The 16,579-nt window shown below is 74.1% G+C and carries 14 protein-coding genes; 5 read left to right on the forward strand and 9 right to left on the reverse strand.

All coding sequences use genetic code 11. The features are described 5' to 3' along the window. The first annotated feature begins 240 nt into the window (after window positions 1-240). Window positions 241-1,131, forward strand: coding sequence for a hypothetical protein (locus LLG88_05735; GenBank protein ID MCE5246408.1), 891 nt, complete (start codon window positions 241-243; stop codon window positions 1,129-1,131). 35 nt (window positions 1,132-1,166) lie between these two features. On the opposite strand, the gene rny is transcribed toward LLG88_05735, so the two are convergent. Next, the gene (gene rny, locus LLG88_05740; protein MCE5246409.1) at window positions 1,167-2,771 is read right to left on the reverse strand and encodes a ribonuclease Y; all 1,605 of its coding nucleotides are present in this window, start codon (window positions 2,769-2,771) and stop codon (window positions 1,167-1,169) included. A gap of 543 nt (window positions 2,772-3,314) precedes the next feature. Further along, window positions 3,315-3,530: a zinc ribbon domain-containing protein gene (locus LLG88_05745; protein MCE5246410.1), complete on the reverse strand. Its 216-nt coding sequence runs from the start codon at window positions 3,528-3,530 to the stop codon at window positions 3,315-3,317. Window positions 3,531-3,617: 87 nt separating this feature from the next. Between LLG88_05745 and LLG88_05750 the strand changes: the two genes are divergently transcribed. Beyond that, window positions 3,618-4,178 carry a hypothetical protein gene (locus LLG88_05750; GenBank protein ID MCE5246411.1) on the forward strand — a complete coding sequence of 187 codons (561 nt, stop codon included), beginning with the start codon at window positions 3,618-3,620 and terminating at the stop codon, window positions 4,176-4,178. On the opposite strand, the gene LLG88_05755 is transcribed toward LLG88_05750, so the two are convergent. The 3 genes from LLG88_05755 to LLG88_05765 are packed head-to-tail and all read right to left on the reverse strand — an operon-like array spanning window position 4,139 to window position 6,413. Further along, a complete protein-coding gene (locus LLG88_05755; GenBank protein MCE5246412.1) occupies window positions 4,139-4,849 on the reverse strand; it encodes a metallophosphoesterase in 711 nt (236 codons plus the stop codon). The genes LLG88_05750 and LLG88_05755 overlap by 40 nt on opposite strands. Window positions 4,850-4,857: 8 nt before the next feature. Further along, window positions 4,858-5,775: a proline dehydrogenase family protein gene (locus tag LLG88_05760; GenBank protein ID MCE5246413.1), complete on the reverse strand. Its 918-nt coding sequence runs from the start codon at window positions 5,773-5,775 to the stop codon at window positions 4,858-4,860. Then, on the reverse strand, window positions 5,772-6,413 hold the full coding sequence (locus tag LLG88_05765) for a hypothetical protein (GenBank protein MCE5246414.1): 642 nt from the start codon (window positions 6,411-6,413) through the stop codon (window positions 5,772-5,774). Before LLG88_05765 ends, LLG88_05760 begins: the two co-directional genes overlap by 4 nt. Window positions 6,414-6,604: 191 nt before the next feature. Between LLG88_05765 and LLG88_05770 the strand changes: the two genes are divergently transcribed. Further along, window positions 6,605-7,516: a RimK family alpha-L-glutamate ligase gene (locus LLG88_05770; GenBank protein MCE5246415.1), complete on the forward strand. Its 912-nt coding sequence runs from the start codon at window positions 6,605-6,607 to the stop codon at window positions 7,514-7,516. Window positions 7,517-7,591: 75 nt separating this feature from the next. Here the strand turns inward: LLG88_05770 and glgB are convergent, their stop codons facing one another. After that, window positions 7,592-9,511: a 1,4-alpha-glucan branching protein GlgB gene (gene glgB / locus LLG88_05775; GenBank protein MCE5246416.1), complete on the reverse strand. Its 1,920-nt coding sequence runs from the start codon at window positions 9,509-9,511 to the stop codon at window positions 7,592-7,594. 33 nt (window positions 9,512-9,544) lie between these two features. Between glgB and LLG88_05780 the strand changes: the two genes are divergently transcribed. Both LLG88_05780 and LLG88_05785 read left to right on the forward strand, forming a co-directional pair. Beyond that, window positions 9,545-10,792, forward strand: coding sequence for an MFS transporter (locus LLG88_05780; GenBank protein ID MCE5246417.1), 1,248 nt, complete (start codon window positions 9,545-9,547; stop codon window positions 10,790-10,792). 4 nt (window positions 10,793-10,796) lie between these two features. After that, complete coding sequence (locus LLG88_05785) at window positions 10,797-13,418, forward strand: PBP1A family penicillin-binding protein (protein ID MCE5246418.1); 2,622 nt, start codon at window positions 10,797-10,799, stop codon at window positions 13,416-13,418. Between the two features lie 85 nt (window positions 13,419-13,503). On the opposite strand, the gene LLG88_05790 is transcribed toward LLG88_05785, so the two are convergent. From LLG88_05790 to LLG88_05800, 3 genes are all read right to left on the reverse strand, one after another. Beyond that, window positions 13,504-14,193 (reverse strand): hypothetical protein, encoded by a 690-nt coding sequence (locus tag LLG88_05790; GenBank protein MCE5246419.1) that lies wholly within the window; start codon window positions 14,191-14,193, stop codon window positions 13,504-13,506. 8 nt (window positions 14,194-14,201) lie between these two features. Continuing rightward, complete coding sequence (locus LLG88_05795) at window positions 14,202-14,981, reverse strand: hypothetical protein (GenBank protein MCE5246420.1); 780 nt, start codon at window positions 14,979-14,981, stop codon at window positions 14,202-14,204. Further along, window positions 14,978-16,579, reverse strand: a 1,602-nt coding sequence (locus LLG88_05800) for a hypothetical protein (protein ID MCE5246421.1), incomplete at its 5' end; no start/stop codon positions are given. The genes LLG88_05800 and LLG88_05795, both read right to left, overlap by 4 nt.

Here is a 16,579-nt window from a genome sequence, read left to right on the forward strand (position 1 = left end):
CTCTGGGGCGACCGCACCGCCGTCCCGATGGCCGCGGCGATGACGGTCGCCGGGCTCGGCGCGCTCGCCTCGTTCCTCGTCGCCGACGGCGCCGAACGCGATGCGCGCCGCGGACGTTGCGCCGAGGCCTCCGCGGCCTAGGCGCCGCGCTCCTTCGCGGGGCCGCGCCGCGCGCCGATCCGCGCTACGATGCGCGGCGCCGCGGCGCCCTCCCGCGCCGCGCGCCCCGCGGGACCGCCGATGAACGACGACGCAACCTCCCGGCCGCTGCCGTCCGGGGAATCGACCTTCGACCTGCGGCTGGGAGCGGCGCGGGTCCGCCTCGCCGGACTCCCCGCGCCGTGGGACGCCTTCGTCGCGCCCCGCTACGGCGCCTTCGCCGAACAGCCCGGCGCCGCCGCGCCCGACCTCGTCGTCGCCTGCGCGCAAGGGCCCGAAGGAACGATCGTGCCGCTGCCGCCGCCGGGCGGCGCCACGGTGCTGGAGATCGAGCGGACCGCGCCGCGCGCCTTCTCGATCCGCTCCCACTGGGCCGAGGGGACGATCGACCTCGACGCCGGCCGCGGCGCGCTGCGCCTCGCCGGCCGCGCCGAGAACCACGTCGCGATGTCGGTGGAGAACTTCCTCCGCGTCGCCTGCCAACTGCTGGCGATCGAGCGCGGGATGTTCCTGCTGCACGGCGCGGCCGTGCTCGACGGCGGACGGGCGTTCCTCTTCTTCGGCCCCTCGGGCGCGGGCAAGAGCACCGCGACCGCCTTCTCCGCCCCGCGCCCCGCGCTCTCCGACGACATGGCGCTGATCGACGTCTCCGGCGCCGTCCCGGTCGCCCGCGCCGTGCCCTTCCACATGAAGTTCCCGCCCGAGCTCCGCGTCCGCGGCGCCTATCCCGTCGCCGCGGCGCTCCGCCTGCGCCAAGCGCCGGAGGACCGCCTCGAGCCGCTCTCGCCGGGACGCGCGGTGGCCACGATCTCGGCCAGCGTGCCGTTCGTCCACGAGTTGGGATTGCCGCACGAAGGGCTGACCGCGCTCGTCGCGCGCTTCGCCGCGGCGACCCCCGCCGCCGACCTGCGCTTCACCAAGAGCGCGCGCTTCTGGGAGCTGCTCGGCGCCGCCTTCCCGCCCGCCGCCTGACCGCGCCGCGGGAAGGGACGCCGCCGACCGCGACGCTAGCGGGCGACCGCCTGCGCGCGCAGCTCCCGGATCACCGTCACCTTGATCCGCCCCGGATAGTCCATCTCGGTCTGGATCCGCTGCGACAGGTCGTGCGCCAGAAGCGCCGCGCCGTCGTCGCCGATCTTCCCCGCCTCGACGATCACGCGGATCTCGCGCCCCGCCTGCAGCGCGTAGCAGGTCTCGACTCCCTGGAACGACGAGGCGAGCTCCTCGAGCCGCGCGACGCGCCGCAGGTAGTCAACGGTCGTGCGCCGCCGCGCGCCGGGGCGCGCGCCGGAAAGGGCGTCGGCCGCGGCGACGAGGACGGAGATCGGGTGGATCACCTCGCAGTCGTCGTGGTGGGACTCGATGGCGTTGACGACGACCGGCGGCTCGCCGTAGCGCCGCGCCAGCTCGCCGCCGATCTCGGGGTGCGTGCCCTCGCGCTCGAAGTCCACCGCCTTGCCGATGTCGTGGAGCAGCGCCGCCCGCTCGGCCAGCTTCTGCTCGAGGCCGAGTTCGACCGCCATCATCCCGCAGATCCGCGCCGCTTCCTTCACGTGGTCGAGCACGTTCTGGCCGTAGCTCGTGCGGTACTTGAGCCGCCCGAGCAGGGCGATGATCTCGGGGTGGACGTCCTTGAACTTGAACTCGTCCACGACCTCCTGCCCGGTCTGGAACATCTCCTGCTCGACCTTGCGGCGCGTGACGGCGACGACCTGCTGGATCTTGCGCGGGTGGATCGTCCCCCCCTCGACCAGCTTCTCGAGGGCGCGGCGCGCGATCTCGCGCTTCACCGGATTGAAGCCGGACACGACGACCTGCGCCGGGTCCTCGTCGAGGACGAGCTGCATCCCGGTCAGCTTCTCGAAGGCGCGGATGTTCCGTCCCTCGACGCCGATGATCCGGCCGCGGATCGCGCCGTCCGGCAGCGGAACGCTGGAGACCGTCCGCTCCGACGCGAAGTCGGAGGCCAGCCGCTCGATCGCCAGCGCCATGATCTTCTGCGCCTCGCGGTCGGCGTTGAGCTGCACTTCCTCCTTGATCGCGCGGACCTCGCCCGCGGCGCTCTGCCGCGCCTCGACCCGCAGCGCCTCGACCAGCTCCCGCTTCGCCTCCTCGCGGGTCATCCCGGCGTTCTCCTCGAGCCGCTGCATCGCCTGCTCTTCGAGCTTCTCGAGGTCCTCCCGCTGCCGCAGCAGCTCGGAGCGCCGCCGGTCGATGTCCTCTTCCCGTTCCTTGAGCAGTTGGTCGCGCCGCGTCAGGGCGCGGTCGCGGTCCACGAGGCGGCGGTGCCGCCGCTCGTTCTCTTCCTCGACCTCGCGCAGTTGCTTCTGACGCTCGCGCTCTTCGCCCGCCACTTCCTCGCGGCGACGCGCGGCCTCTTCCTCCGCCTGCGCGACGATCGCCCGCGACTCCTCGAGCGCGCGGCTCTTCGCCAGCTCCAGCGCCGCGTCCGCCTGCAGCCGGGCGTTGGCGAGGAACCCCTTTCCTTGGCGCGCGGCGAGCATCCGGCCGACGGCCGTGCCGACGATCAGCCCCAAAGCCAGAGCCACGACGCCGACGGCGACGGAAACCGCCAGAGCCGGGAACGGCATCACCTCCGCGAGAAGGTGCATCGAATCCTCCCGGTGGCCCGCGTCAGGCGGACCGCTGCCGGAAGGAGATCGACCCCGAACGGGTCAGCGGAACGAAACGGCCCCGCACCCCGGCGGACCGGCCGGCGCCGCGCACGGACGAAGCCGTCCGCCGCCGAGCGCCGCGACCGCTGCCAAGCTCCCGCGGAGCCTGGCCGCCGAGGCCAAACGCAATCGGGCACGTCCCGCGTAAACGTCCAAGTCAACTCGGCGGACCGGCCGAAGCCGGCGCGGCGCGAGGTCGCCAAGCGCAACAACCCAGAAGCGGAATCGAGGAGAAACGCGGCGAAGAGCCAGCCGCGGCGCGGCGCGACGCACGGCGTCCCCCGCCCGCCCGAGACCGAGGAGCGCCAAGGCCACGAGGATGCGGAGAAGCCGCCTAGGGGTCATCTGCCTTCCGGTCGGCGGCGCGTGCAAAAAACGCTCCGCCTCGCCGGGAATCTTACCCCGGCCGGGGCGAAGCGGTCAACTGCTTGAAAGATCAGCCAGATCCGGCCCCGACGAGAACGGGACGCGACGGCCGCTCTACTTGGAGGAGGAAGAGCTGGACGAGCCCTTGCCGGTCGAACGGTAGCCGTCCGAATACCAGCCGCCGCCCTTCAGCACGAACGTGGAATGCGACAGGAGCTTCTCGAGCCGGCCGCCGCACTTCTCGCACTTCGTCAGCGGCTTGTCCGAGAACTGCTGGATCTTCTCGATTTCATCGTGGCACTGCTTGCAGCGGTACTCGTAGATCGGCATGGCGAATCACCTCGGCGCTCGGACGTACAACCCCTGCGCCCTGCCGAGGATGACTGTAGAATCGCCGGGCTTGACTGTCAAAGACGCATGAGCGACGAAACTCGTCCAGCGCCGGCCCGCCGGCTCGTCGATCCGCCTTGGCGCGACGCCTTGGCGCGGGCGCTCGACGTCGCCGAGCGCAGCGTCGCGGCGTTCTATGCGATCCAGCCGCGCGAATGGGCCTCCCGCTTCCGCTACGACCTCGCCTCGGCCGCCGATCATCCGGCGCTGACGTTCGCCCCCGGAACGATGGCCCAGATCGTCGCGCTGGAGATCGCCGACTCGTCGCGGCCGCCCCGCTGGCGGATCGTCCTGCGCGATCCGGTCGTCCTGCGCCTCGCGCGGCGCCACGGCCTCGACAACGTCCTCGCCTACGCCCTCTCCCACGAGCTGGTCCATCTCGTGCGTTTCGCCTCGGGGCTCGCGGCGTTCGAGGAGACCCGCGTCGGCCACCGCGACGACGAGGAGCGGAAGGTCAGCCGGATCGCCGCGGAGGCGCTGGCCCCGTCGCTCGGCCCCGCCGCCCGTCCCGCGCTCGACGCGCTGTCCGGCGGCGCGGCGCCGCCCGCTCAGCGTTCGAGGAGAGGGACCGGCGCGAACCCGGTGTAGTCCACGGCCACGAAGCGGAGCTCGACCCCCCGGCGGACGCCCTGCGGCGCCCAGGCGTGGTCCTCGCCGTGCAGGTGGCCGTAGACCGCGAGTTCGACCCCCGCGGCCGCCAGCCGTTCCAGCACCTCGCTCGTCTCGTCCCCCGGCCCGAGCGGCGGGTAGTGCAGCATCGCCACGAGCCGGTCCCCGGGAAGGCGCAGGCGCGACGCCTCGGCGAGCGAGAGATCGAGCCGCTCGACCTCGCGCCGGTAGAGCGCCGGATCGCGCTCCTCGTCGAACCACGGCGTCGAGGGAAGGTTCCAGCCGCGCGTTCCGCAGACGACGATCCCTTCCGGCAGGCGAAGCGCCTCGTGCTGCATGATCGCCAGCGTCGGCGGCAGCGCGGCGCGGACCTTCGCCGCGGAGCCCCACCACGAATCGTGGTTGCCGCGCAGCAGCAGCTTGAGCCGGCCGGGCCGGGCCGCGAGGTACGCCAGATCGGGCGCGGCCTCGGCGAGCGTGCGGGCCCAGCTCACGTCCCCGGCGACGAGCACGACGTCGTCCGGGCCGACCGCCGCGTCCCACGCCGCGGCGAGCCGCCCGGCGTGGTCGCGCCACAACTCGCCGAAGACGTCCATCGGCTTGGGACGGGCGAGCGAGAGGTGCGGATCGGCGAGGGCGAAGAGGCGCACCGGCGCGGTCACTCCGTCTTCGGCCCGAGCCCGAGGGCGGCGCGGGCGACGTGCCCCGCGACCCGCGGGTTCTCGACGAGGCGGCGGATCGAGTAGCCGTGCCACCCCGCGCCGAACGGCACGTAGACGCGCATCCCGTACCCTTCGGCGACCAGCGTCCGCCGCAGCAGCGGATCGACGCCGAGCAGCATCTGGAACTCGAACCGATCCCGGCCGGCGCCGAGCCGCGCCGCGGCGTGGCGCGCCTCGACCGCCAGCCATTCGTCGTGCGTGGCGATCGCCGTGTAGCCGCGCGGGGCGGCGAGCAGCAGTTCCGCGAGACGCGCGTACGACTGCCGCACCGCGTCGAACTCGCCGAACGCGACCGGGCGCGGCTCGACGTAGATCCCCTTGACGAGGCGCACGTTGGCGCCCTCGGCGGCGAGGCGCGCGGCGTCGGCCAGCGTGCGGCGGAGCATCGCCTGGAGCACGACGCCGACGTTCTCGTTCCCCTCCGCGCGCAGCCGCGCGTAAAGGTCGAACGTCGCGTCCACCGTCGAGGAGTCCTCCATGTCGATCCGCACGAACATCCCGTGCTTCCCGGCGGCGCGGACGACGTCCCCCGCGGCGCGCAGCGCGAGCGCCGGGTCGATCTTCAGCCCCATCGCGCTCGGCTTGATCGAGACGTTCGCGTCGAGCCCTTCGCGGACGATCGCCTCGATCGTGCGGCGGTAGGCGTCCACGAACCCCTGGACCTCCCGTTCGTCGGCGACGTCCTCCCCCAGCACGTCCACCGTCGCGCGGCACCCTTCCCCGTTGAGCGCCCGCACCGTGCGCACGGCGTCCTCGAGGCGCGCGCCGGCGATGTACCCCTTGGCGAAGCGCCACACCAGCGGCTTGGGAACGAGCTTGAAGAACTTGACCAGCGTCCGGCGGCCCCGCTTCATCGCTTCGGCTCCTCAGGGCGCCCGCCGGACGAGGCCGCGAGCGCGAGCAGCTTCTCCACCATCGCCTCGATCCCCCGCGCCGCCTCGTCGAGCGTCCGCGCGACGAGGAAGCCGGGCGCCCAGACGAGGCGCCGCGCGTCGTCCGCGACAGGCTCCGCCGGCCCGACGGCGAACGGATCGAAGTCCCACTCGGGTTCGAGGGCCCGCAGCGTCAGGTAGCCCAGCCCCGAGCCTCCGAGCGGCGCGCCCCGTTCCCGCATCGCGGCCAGCGGCGCCGCGACTTCGTCCCGCAGCCGCGCCGCGCGCCCCGCGACCAGCGCGTCCACGAAGAGGCTCTTCGCCGCCCCCATCCCGCCGACGACGATCAGCGCGTCGAGGTCGGAGACCGACTCGGGGCGCAGCTCCTCGATCCTTCCGCGGGCGATCCGCGCCGCCTCCGCCATCATGCCGCGGGGCGCAGAGTCCTCGCGGACGTTGCCCGTGAGATGGTCCGCGACGTCCGCCTGCTCTCCCCGCGGAGCGAGGTGCAGGACGCGCGCGCCGCGCCGCTCGAGCGCGAGGGCGGCGAAGACGGCCTCGTGGATGTCGCCGCCGTCCAGCGCCCCGCAGCCGGTGAGGAGAACGCCGACCCGCCGCACGATCGCTCCTTTCGCCTTCCGCGCCGGCGCGCCGGCCGAAGGGCCATCGTCCGCGCGCCGGGGCGCGCGCCCCGCAGGCGGCCGCGCGAACTCTCCGCGCCGACGCCGCGCGCCGGGGCGCACATCCTCGCGGCGGCGGCGAAGGCTGTCAACCGCGCCCGGCGCCGTACAATCGGCGGCGGAGGCACAGAGTGAATCTCGTCGTTCTGTCGCGCAGTCGCTCGCTCTACAGCACGCGCCGCCTGGGGCTCGTCGGCATCGCCCGCGGCCACGAGGTGCGCGTCGTCGATCCGTGGCGCTGCGCGGTGGAGCTGGACAACGGCCGTTCCCGCGTCTTCGCCAACGGCGCGCCGTTGCCGACGCCCGACGCCCTCGTCGCGCGGGTCGGCGCGACGAACTCCGGCCACGCCCTCGCCGTGCTGCGGCAGATCGAGCAGGACGGCGCCTGTTGCCTCAACCGCGCCGAGCCGACGGCGCGGGCCCACGACAAGCTGCGCACGCTGCAGATCCTCGCCTCGCGCGGCGTGCCGATCGTCCCCACCTGCCTCGTGCGCGCCGGGTCCGACGTCCGCGACGCGGTCGAGCGGCTCGGCGGCCCGCCCTGCATCGTCAAGTTCAGCGACGGCGCGCTCGGCGCGGGGGTGATGCTCCTCGACTCCGCCGCCTCCGCCGCGTCGGTCGTCGAGGCGCTCGCCGCGGCGCGCCGCCACGCGCTGCTGCAGCCGTTCCTGCCGCACGCCTGCGACGAGCGGTTCTTCGTCGTCGGCCGCAAGGTCGTCGCCGCGATGCGCCGCTGGACCGCCGAGGGAGAGTTCCGCGCGAACATCCACCAGGGGGCGCGCGCCGAGGGGTTCGCGCCCGACGAGGCGCGGCGGCGGCTGGCGGTCGAGGCGGCGCGCGCGCTCGGCCTGGAGATGGCCGGCGTGGACGTCCTCGACTCCCCCGACGGACCGCGCGTGCTCGAGGTCAACGCCTCGCCGGGCCTCGAAGGGATCGAGCGCGCCTCCGGGCGCAACGTCGCCGGGGCGCTCGTGCGGTTCCTCGAGTCGGCGGTCGCCGCCGGGCGCGAGACGCCGGCCGGCGCCGCCGCGCCGGGCGCCTGACCGCCCGTCCCGCGAAGCGCCGACTCCGCCTCGATCCGCGTTCAACGCGCCGCGCGGCGCGGCGCCGCGCGACCGTCAACCTTCCGGAGCGAAGAAGACCGCGCCCAACGGCGGGAGCCGCAGCGAGAGCGACTGCGCGCGGCCGTGGCAGGGGATCGGCTCCGTCGCCACCGCCCCGGCGTTGCCGACGTTCGACCCGCCGTAGCACTCGGCGTCGCTGTTGAGCAGTTCGCGCCAGACGCCCGGCAGCGGCGCGCCGACGCGGTACCCGTCGCGCGGCACCGGCGTGACGTTGAAGACCGCGAGGACCGGCCGGTCCCCCGCCGCGCCGCGGCGCGCGAACGCCAGCACGCAGGCGTCGGCGTCGGTGCAGTCGATCCACTCGAACCCCGCCGGCTCGGCGTCGCGCGCGTGCAGCGCCGGCTCGGCGCGGTGCAGCCGGTTGAGGTCGCCGACCCAGCGGGCGATCCCTTGGTGCGGCGCCCAGCGCAGCAGGTCCCACTCCAGCCCCTCGTCGTGGTTCCACTCCCCGCGCTGCGCGAACTCGCCGCCCATGAAGAGCAGCTTCTTCCCCGGCATCGCGTGCATGTAGCCGTAGAGCAGCCGCAGGTTGGCGAAGCGGCGCCAGTCGTCCCCCGGCATCTTGTGCAGCAGCGACGCCTTCCCGTGCACCACCTCGTCGTGCGAGAGGGGCATGACGAAGTTCTCGTGGAAGGCGTAGATCATGCGGAACGTCAGCTGCCCGTGGTGCCACCGGCGGTGGATCGGGTCCTTCGACATGTACTCGAGCGTGTCGTGCATCCACCCCATGTCCCACTTCAGGCCGAAGCCGAGCCCGCCGGCGTAGGCGGGACGCGAGACCATCGGCCAGGCCGTGGACTCCTCGGCGAACGTCTGGACGTCGGGGAACGCGCGGTAGACCTCGGCGTTGAGGTCGCGCAGCAGCGCGATCGCGGCGATGTTCTCCCGCCCGCCGTAGTCGTTGGGGATCCACTCCCCTTCCTTGCGCGAGTAGTCGAGGTAGAGCATCGAGGCGACGGCGTCCACCCGCAGCCCGTCGGCGTGGTACTTGTCGAGCCAGAAGAGCGCGCTGCCGATCAGGAAGTCGCGCACCTCGTTGCGGCCGTAGTTGAAGATCGCGCTCGCCCAGTCCGGATGGAACCCCTGGCGCGGGTCGGCGTGCTCGTAGAGGTGCGTGCCGTCGAAGTACCCCAGGCCGTGCGCGTCGGTCGGGAAGTGCGAGGGAACCCAGTCGAGGATCACGCCGATCCCGCGCCGGTGCAGCAGGTCCACGAACGCCATGAAGTCCTGCGGCGTCCCGTAGCGGGCCGTCGGCGCGAAGAAGCCGGTGCACTGGTAGCCCCACGAGCCGTAGAACGGGTGCTCCATCACCGGCATCAGCTCGACGTGGGTGAAGCCGAGCCGCTCGACGTGGTCGGCGAGGCGCGCCGCGAGCTCGCGGTAGTCGAGGTACCCGCCGTCCTCGCCGCGCGCCCACGAGCCGAGATGGACTTCGTAGATCGACATCGGCGCGCCGAGCGAGTTCCGTCCGCGCCGCGAGGCCATCCACTCCCCGTCGCCCCACTCGTAGGCGAGGTCCCAGACGCGCGAGGCGGTGCGCGGCGCCGCCTCGAAGGCGAAGCCGTACGGATCGGCCTTGTCGGCCTGGTGCCCGTTCGCCGGGTTGGCGACGTGGTACTTGTAGAGCGCCCCCGGCCCGACCCCTTCGACGAACCCCTCCCAGATCCCGGAGCCGCCGCGCGTCTCGAGCGTCGTCGCGCCCGGACGCCAGTCGTTGAAGTCGCCGACGACCGAAACGTGGTCGGCGTTCGGCGCCCAGACGGCGAAGTAGGTCCCGCGCCGGCCGTCCAGTTCGAGCGGGTGCGCCCCCAGCTTCTCGTAGAGCCGGTAGTGCGTCCCCTGGTTGAACAGGAACAGGTCGTCGGCCGTCAGGAGGGTCGGCCCACCATCGTCGCGGCGCCGGACTGTCGTCATGTCGTATCCTCTCCGCCCGTGCGGAGCGCCATTATGAGTCCAACGGCCCCCGGCCGGAACGACGCCGCGCGCCGCGCGCTCGCGGTGCTCGCCGCCGTCAACCTGCTCAACTACGTGGACCGCTTCGTCGTCGCCGCCGTCCTCGAGCCGATGGGGCGCGACCTCAAGCTGACCGACGCGCAGCTCGGGCGGTTCCCGTTCGTCTTCCTCGTCGTCTACATGATCGCCGCGCCGATCTTCGGCGCGCTCGCCGAGAGGCGTTCCCGCACCCGCCTCGCCGCGCTCGGCGTCCTGATCTTCAGCGGCTGCACGGCGCTCGCCGCCGGCGCCGCGAGCTACGGGCAGCTTCTGCTGACGCGCGGCCTCGTCGGCGTCGGCGAGGCGTCGTACGCCGCGCTCGCCCCGGCGATCCTCTCCGACCTCTTCGCCGAGTCGGAGCGGGCGAAGCGCTTCACCTGGTTCTATCTGGCGATCCCCCTCGGCTCGGCGCTCGGCTACGCCCTCGGCGGCGGCGCGGCGCAGCTCTGGGGCTGGAGGGCGGCGTTCTTCGTCGTCGGCCTCCCCGGAGCGTTCGTCGCGTTCCTCTTGTGGCGCCTCCCCGATCCGCCGCGCGGCGCGATGGACGGCGGCGACCCCGCGGCGGGGCTCTCCCTGAGGGCGCGCCTTTCGATGGTCCTCGGGAACCGCGCCTGGCGGGCCTGCACCGCCTGCTACGTCGGCTACACCTTCGCCATGGGCGCCCTCGCCCACTGGGCGCCGACGCTGCTCCAGCGGCGGTTCGGCGTCTCGACCGGCGAGGCGGGGCTGGTCTTCGGCGGCCTCGCCGTGGCGACCGGGATCCTCGGCACGCTGGCCGGCGGCGCGATCACCGACCGCTGGCAGCGCCGCTTCCCCGACGCGGGGATCGCCCTCTCCGCCGGCACGCTGCTCCTCGCCGCCCCGGTCGTCGTCGCGAGCCTGAAGGTCGGCTCGTACGGCGCCGCGCTGGCCCTGTTCTTCCTCGGGATGCTGCTGCTCTTCGTCAACACCAGCCCGGTCAACGCCTTGACGGTCAGCGTCCTGCCGGCCGGCGCGCGGGCCCTCGGGGCCGCCGTCAACGTCCTGCTGATCCATCTCCTCGGCGACGCGCTCAGCCCGCAGCTGGTCGGCCTGCGGAGCGAAACCGCGGGCGGCGGGGCCGACGGCCTGGCCTCGGCCCTGCTCGTCACGGTTCCGGCGATTGTGGCCGCGGCGGCCGCCCTTTGGTGGGCGCGCGGGGGACGGCGAGTCGGGCTAGAGTAACGTCATGCGATTCTTAAGCCGCCGCTTCCTCCGGGTTCTGCTCTGGCTCAACGTCGCCCTGCTGATGGCCGGCGTGGGGTTCGGCTTCATCCTGAGCCGCGGTCTGCCGAGCACCGACGCGATGGACCTGCAGCGCCTGCCGCAGATGACGGTCCTGCTCGACCGCAACGGGGGCCGGCTCTACTCCTTCGCCGAGCAGCGGCGCACGCCGGTGACGCTGGACAAGATCAGCCCGATCTTCGTCAAGGCGCTTCTGGCGACGGAAGACCCGCGCTTCGAGCGGCACATCGGAATCGACCTCAAGGCGATCGCCCGCGCCGGACTGGCGACGGCGACGACGCTCCACTTCGGCCAGGGCGGCAGCACGATCACGCAGCAGTTGGCCCGCGACACCTTCCTCTACCCGAGCAAGACGGTCACCCGCAAGCTGCGCGAGATGATCCTCGCCCTCTCGATCGAGCGCCGCTACACGAAGCGCGAGATCCTCGAGCTCTACTGCAACCGGATCTACCTCGGCCACGGCCGCTACGGCATCGAGGCGGCCTCGGAGTTCTACTTCAACAAGAAGGCCAAGAACCTGACGCTGCCCGAGGCGGCGCTCCTCGCCGGGCTGCCGCAGCGTCCGGAAGGCTATTCGCCGATCAAGGCCCCGCGCCTCGCCCTCGCCCGCCGCGCCCACGTCCTCGACCGGATGGTGGACGAAGGGGTGCTGACCCGCGCCGAGGCCGACGCCGCGAAGGCCGCGCCGCTCGGCATCTCGCCGACCGCGACGCGCCGCGTCTACGGCCAGTTCTTCGTCGAGGAAGTGCGCCGCTTCCTGCTCAAGCAGTTCGGCGAGGAGGCGCTCTACCGCTCCGGGCTGCAGGTCCGCACGACGCTCGACCCGAAGCTCCAGCGCGCCGCGGAGCGCGCCGTGGCCGCCGGCCTCGACGAGTTCGGGCGGCGCCACCGCTCCGTGCCGGTCGGCCAGGCGATCCCCGAGAACGGCGACCCGAGCGACTACGACGACCCGTCGTGGAGCGACGCCCTCCGCGCCGGCGACATCGTGCCGGCGGTCGCGACGTCCACCGGGCTCGAGGCCGCCGAGGTGCGGATCGGCGCGCGGCGCTTCACGATCGGCGCGCGCGAGATCGCCTGGACCGGCCGCCGCGTCACGCAGGGGCTGATCGTTCCGGGGAAGATCTATCCGGTGAAGGTGCTCGAGACCGACGGCGCGGGGGCGCCGACGCAGATCGAGCTGGCCAGCGACCCGAATTGCGAGGCGGCGTTCCTCGCGCTCGATCCGCGCGACGGCGAGGTCCTCGCCCTCGTCGGCGGAAAGGACTTCGACCGCAGCGAGTTCGACCGCGCGACGCAGGCGGCGCGGCAGGCCGGCTCGGCCTTCAAGCCGTTCATCTACGTCGCGGCGCTGGAGCAAGGGATCTCGCCGGGGCAGCTCGTCTGGGACGTTCCGACCGTCTGGACGGAGCCGGGCATTCCCGCGCCGTACAAGCCGGAGAACTACGACCAGAAGTACGAAGGGCTGATCACGCTCCAGCACGCGCTCGACCACTCCCGCAACATCCCCACCGTGCGGCTGCTCGACGCGCTCGGCTACGCGCCGGCGATCGAGATGGGCAAGCGGCTCGGCGTCCACACCGCGCTGCGCGCCTATCCCTCGCTCGCGCTCGGCGCGTTCGAGGTGAAGCTGATCGACATCGTCGCCGCCTACGGCGCCTTCGCCAACGGCGGGACGCTCGTCGCGCCGCGGATGGTCCGCTCGGTGCAGAGCGCCGACGGGCAGGAGCTCTGGTCGTCGAAGGCCGAGACGAAGGAAGTCCTGACGCCGGAGGTCGCCGCGCAGGCCTCGGAAATGCTCAAGGGGCCGACGACGCGCGGCACCGCCGCCGACGCGCTCCGCCTCGGGCGGCCGACGATCGGCAAGACCGGCACGACCGACGACTACACCGACGCCTGGTTCATCGGCGCGACCCCTTCGGTCGCCGCCGGGGCGTGGGTCGGCTACGACCAGCGCCAGAGCCTCGGACGGGGCGAGACCGGCTCCCGCGCCGCGCTGCCGATCTGGCTGCGCTTCATGGACGAAGGGCTCGCCGGGCGGCCGAGCGAGGAGTTCCCGCGGCCGCAGGGAATGGAGACGGCGACGCTCGACCTGGCCACCGGCCTGCGCGGCGGGCCGGAGCTCGGCTGCGAAAAGACGTTCGCCGCGCCGTTCGCCGAAGGGAAGGCGCCGCAGAAGAGCTGCACGACGCGCGACCATCTCCGCGCGCGCCTCCCCTACCCGATCCAGGGGTATCCGCTGACGGCGCAGGGAGCGCTGGTGATCCCGACGCTCGACGCGGCGCGGCTGACGACGATCGCGCCGGAGAAGTTCATCGTCGGCGAGGGCGGCAAGGAGCTGCACTACTCGTGGGGCGATCTCGCGGGGACGATCCCGCTCGCCTGGTCGGCCAAGGACTTCGCGCGCTTCCAGCAGGAGGTCGCCGAGGGCGCCGAGGCGCTTTGGGCGAAGGAGAGCGGCGGGGTCCGCTACGGCGCGGCGCGCGGCCGCGACGACTGGCCGGCGCAGGTGGAGGGGATCAACCGCAGCGGCCAGATGCGGCCGCTCCCCGCGATCGTCGATCCCTGACCGAGGCCGCCGCGCGCGCTTGGCGCCGCCGCGCGGCCGACTACGCGATTCCGACGCGGCGCCCGTGTGACCGCGGCGCGGCCGATTATTCGATTCCGACGCGGCGCCAGGCCAGCGCCGAGGCGCCGGCGATCTCGCCCGCGGCGGCGGTCCCGGCGCGGCGCGCGAGAACGGCGCGCAGCGCGGCGTCGGCCGCGCCGGCGTCGCGCGCGGCGAGCACTTCGTCCGCGCGCCACGGCGCGCCGTCGATCCGCGGCTCGAAGAGATCGACGAGCACCAGCGCGGCGCCGCGCCGGCGACGGAGGTCGATCGTCGGGGCGCCGTCCTTCCAGTCCGGCGCGGCGACGACGACGAAGCGGCCGCGCGGCGCGGCGTCGTCGCCGACGATCCGCACCCGCCGCTCGTCCCCGGCGAGGATCCGCAGCCGCTCCGCGACCGCCGCGGCCAGTTCCCCTTCCTGCGGCGCGGCGACGATCGTCACGGACCGCCCTTGGCCGAAGAGAACGGCCCACGCCTCGAGCGCCGCGCCCCGTCCCGCGAGCGCCGCCGCGGCGGCGTCCGCGGCCCGTCCCGCGGCGTCCGCGAGGAGCGCGCCCGACGGCGCGCGCGCGGCGCGATGCAGCACTTGGACGACGACCTGACGCTTCGCGGCGGTCCGCGTCGGCGCGCCCGCGACGACCCGCGGCGGCGCGCCCGCGACGACCGCGCCGGCGCCGGCGATCAACGCCGACGCGAGGCCGAGGGCGAGAAGCGCGCGGCCGCCCTTTCGGGTCACGAGGTTCTTCAGATCCGCCCCGAGACGGTGAACTCGTCCCGGGCGTACTTCGACGCGAGCAGCTCGACCGCGCGCGCGGCGTCCGCCTCCGGCCACGCCCACTCGCGCGCCTCGGCCCGCAGCAGCCGCGACAGCTCGGCCGCCGCGGCGCTCCAGAGCGCGCGGTGGTCCGGCGAGGCGCTCGCCGCCGCCGCCTCGTCCCGCTTCGGATCCCAGCGACCGGCGAAGGCGCGCAGCTCGGGCGTCGCCGAGACGAGCGGCAGCGCCGACTGGACGAGCGCCGAGCGGCCGAACCGCGCCAGCGCGACCCCCGCGACCTTCGTCTCGCCGACGAGGACCTCGTCCCGGTCGGCGCGCATGAAGCAGACCTCGGCGCGCGTCGCCGGCTGGGCCATGCCGCCGAAGACCAGCGCCGGCGCGCCGCACGCCGTCAGCCCCGCGGCGATTCCCTGCGCCGTGCGGCGGGCGGCGGTCCGCAGGTCGCCGGGACCGAGCGGCCCCCGCACCGCGAACGTCAACGCCAGATCGCCGGGAAGATGCAGCAGCCAGCCGCCGCCGGTCGGCCGGCGCGCGATCCGCACCCCCGCCTCCCGCGCGTCGGCGAGCAGTTCCGGAGGAACGGCCTGCGCGCGGCCGAGCGTCACCGTCGGCGTCGCCCAGCGGTGCGCGCGCAGCAGGAAGTCGAGCCCCGCGCCGTCCTGCAGCGCCTCGAGCGTCGCCTCGTCGCGCGCCATCGCCAAGGCGCCGTCCTCGGCGTCGTCCCACACGCAGCCCAATGTCTTGTTCATGCCGATCGCTGTCCCGAGGCGAGCGCGATCCGCTCCTGCAGGCGGCGCGCGGCCGGATGCCGCGGCTCGAGCCGCGTCAGTTCGCGCTGGAAGACGACGGCGTCCTTGACCCGGTCGGTCTGCAGCGCGAGCTCCGCCAGCACGGCGAGGAGCTCCGCGCGCAGGCTCGGCGCGAGCTGGTCCGCCGCGAAGTAGACGGCCAAGGCCTCCTGATAGGCCCGTTCCTGCTGCCCCGCGGCGGCGCGGACGCGCGAGAGGAGCACGACCGCGTCCACGCGCCGCGCCGGATCGCCGAGGACCGGCTCGAGCAGCGGCGCCGCCTGGTCGTACAGCCCCATCTCGACGAGGCCGAGCGCCATCTGGTAGTTCATCTCGGCGTCGCCCGGATCGACGGCCTTGTTGATCGAGTGCTCGAGCTGCGCGAGGTCGATGCCGGCGAGGCTGACGTCGATGGCCGAGGGCGCCGCGGGCGCCGGCGCCGGCGGCGGTTCGGCCTGGGGCGGCGCCGGCGGCGTCGCGGCCGCGCGATCCTCCGCTTCCTCGTCCATGAAGACGAACATCGCGTCGTCGTCCGCCGCTTCCGCGCTCGGCGCCCCGCCGCGCGCCGGCGCGCGCGTCGGCCGCACCAGGGCCCACAGTTCGGCGACGGCGGGATGGTCGCGCAGCGCCGGATCGATCGACTCCAGCGCGTTCCGCGCCTCGTGCATCAACCCCTGCCGGACGAGGGCCTGCGCCTCCAGCAGACGGGCCTGCGCCTCGAACGACAGCGGAGCGCCCGCCTCCGGCGACGACGGCTCCGGGCGGCGGTCCTCTTCGCGGTCGGCGTACTTGCGGTAGACCGGCGCGTCGCGGCGCGGCGGCGGCGCCGCGGGAACCGCGCCCGTCGCCACGACCGGCGTCGTGGCGATCTCGTCCTCGGGGGACGGCGGATAGGCGGACCAGCCCGGCGAGGCCGGCGCGGACGCCGGCGCCGGCGCTTCCGCCGCGTTCTGCGCCCCCGCCTGCCCGCCGGTCCGATCATCCTCCGAGATCGTCAGCCGGAGCAGCAGGTCCATCGCCCGCTGGTCGCCGGGATTGCGCGTGACGAGCGCCGAGACGGCCTCGACCAATTCCTCGACCAGCTTCGGCTTCCCCGCGACCTCCGACTCCAGACCGAGCAGCGCTTCGGTGGCGCCGTCGAGGTCGTCCTGCTCCAGCAGCACCCGCCCCGCCCAGAGCCGGACGCGCGGATGAAGGCCTTCCTTGCCGGCGAGGAACCGCTTCACGGCGTCCCCCGCCTGCCCGCCGAGGCCCAGCCGCTGCGCGAGCGCGATGCGGACGACGGCCCATCCGGCCGCGGCCTCCGGCGAGAGGCTGCCCGGCGTGTCCGGCAGCGAGGTGAGGTCCATGCCGCTCACCGCGACGAGCAGTTCGGGGAGCGTGTCGAGGGCCGACATCCCCTCGTGGTCGACTTCGAGCGCCTCGCCGACGAGACGGAGCGCCGTCGCCAGATCGCCGCCGCGGAGCCGCGCCAGCGCCAACTGCACGCGCGCCGCGGCCCGCTCGGCCGGCGTCCCCGACTTGTCGGCGAGGCGCGCCAGCCCTTCGCGGCTCGGCAG

The sequence above is a fragment of the bacterium genome (assembly GCA_021372775.1).
Taxonomy (GTDB): domain Bacteria; phylum Acidobacteriota; class Polarisedimenticolia; order J045; family J045; genus JAJFTU01.

Excerpts from the sequence above, each read along its gene's own strand:
- LLG88_05785 (MCE5246418.1), top strand. The coding sequence starts at position 10,797 with ATGCGATTCTTAAGCCGCCGCTTCCTCCGGGTTCTGCTCTGGCTCAAC.
- LLG88_05735 (MCE5246408.1), top strand. The coding sequence starts at position 241 with ATGAACGACGACGCAACCTCCCGGCCGCTGCCGTCCGGGGAATCGACC.
- LLG88_05780 (MCE5246417.1), top strand. The coding sequence starts at position 9,545 with ATGAGTCCAACGGCCCCCGGCCGGAACGACGCCGCGCGCCGCGCGCTC.
- LLG88_05795 (MCE5246420.1), bottom strand. The coding sequence starts at position 14,981 with ATGAACAAGACATTGGGCTGCGTGTGGGACGACGCCGAGGACGGCGCC.
- LLG88_05750 (MCE5246411.1), top strand. The coding sequence starts at position 3,618 with ATGAGCGACGAAACTCGTCCAGCGCCGGCCCGCCGGCTCGTCGATCCG.
- LLG88_05745 (MCE5246410.1), bottom strand. The coding sequence starts at position 3,530 with ATGCCGATCTACGAGTACCGCTGCAAGCAGTGCCACGATGAAATCGAG.
- rny (MCE5246409.1), bottom strand. The coding sequence starts at position 2,771 with ATGCACCTTCTCGCGGAGGTGATGCCGTTCCCGGCTCTGGCGGTTTCC.
- LLG88_05760 (MCE5246413.1), bottom strand. The coding sequence starts at position 5,775 with ATGAAGCGGGGCCGCCGGACGCTGGTCAAGTTCTTCAAGCTCGTTCCC.
- glgB (MCE5246416.1), bottom strand. The coding sequence starts at position 9,511 with ATGACGACAGTCCGGCGCCGCGACGATGGTGGGCCGACCCTCCTGACG.